Annotated in this window: 1 protein-coding gene; it reads left to right on the top strand. The window is 38.7% G+C overall.

What is annotated here, in order from left to right:
* The first annotated feature begins 116 nt into the window (after nucleotides 1-116).
* Nucleotides 117-551 carry an IS200/IS605 family transposase gene (gene tnpA / locus DWZ44_RS18055; RefSeq protein ID WP_117805444.1) on the top strand — a complete coding sequence of 145 codons (435 nt, stop codon included), beginning with the start codon at nucleotides 117-119 and terminating at the stop codon, nucleotides 549-551.
* Nucleotides 552-563: the final 12 nt, after the last annotated feature.

Genomic DNA, 563 nt, shown 5'->3' on the forward strand with positions numbered 1-563 from the left:
AGTAAGGGGATTACCCATAAATATATTGTAGTAGTGATGAGTTAGACGCGCAAGATTTTTGATAAGAACGAGAACAAATGTTTGATATATTCCTATGTATATGGTATAATGTTTTTATGGGAAAAGATATGTTTACAATTAATAAAAATGATCTTTCATATGGTAGAGGATATGTGTACTCTCTGCAGTATCATCTGGTCTGGTGTACAAAGTACAGAAAAAAGGTTTTAAAAGACGGAATTGATGTGGAATGCAAAGAAATGCTGGAAAGTCTTGCACAGGAATATAAATTTCAAATCCTGGCCATGGAGGTTATGCCGGATCATATTCATCTGCTTGTAGATTGCCGACCACAGTTTTATATTTCAGACATGATCAAAATCATGAAGGGGAATCTTGCGCGCCAGATGTTCCTTTTGCATCCAGAGCTAAAGAAAGAGTTGTGGGGAGGGCATTTGTGGAATCCGTCTTATTGTGCAGTAACGGTCAGTGACCGGAGCCGTGAACAGGTACTTGCTTACATAGAAGGTCAGAAGGAAAAATCCCGTTAAAACCCGGAGGAG

It is taken from the genome of Blautia sp. AF32-4BH, assembly GCF_003460565.1.
Classification (GTDB): Bacteria; Bacillota; Clostridia; order Lachnospirales; family Lachnospiraceae; genus Fusicatenibacter; species Fusicatenibacter saccharivorans.

Bases quoted from the DNA above. Each gene is read 5' to 3' on its own strand.
- tnpA (WP_117805444.1), top strand. From the start codon at position 117: ATGGGAAAAGATATGTTTACAATTAATAAAAATGATCTTTCATATGGT.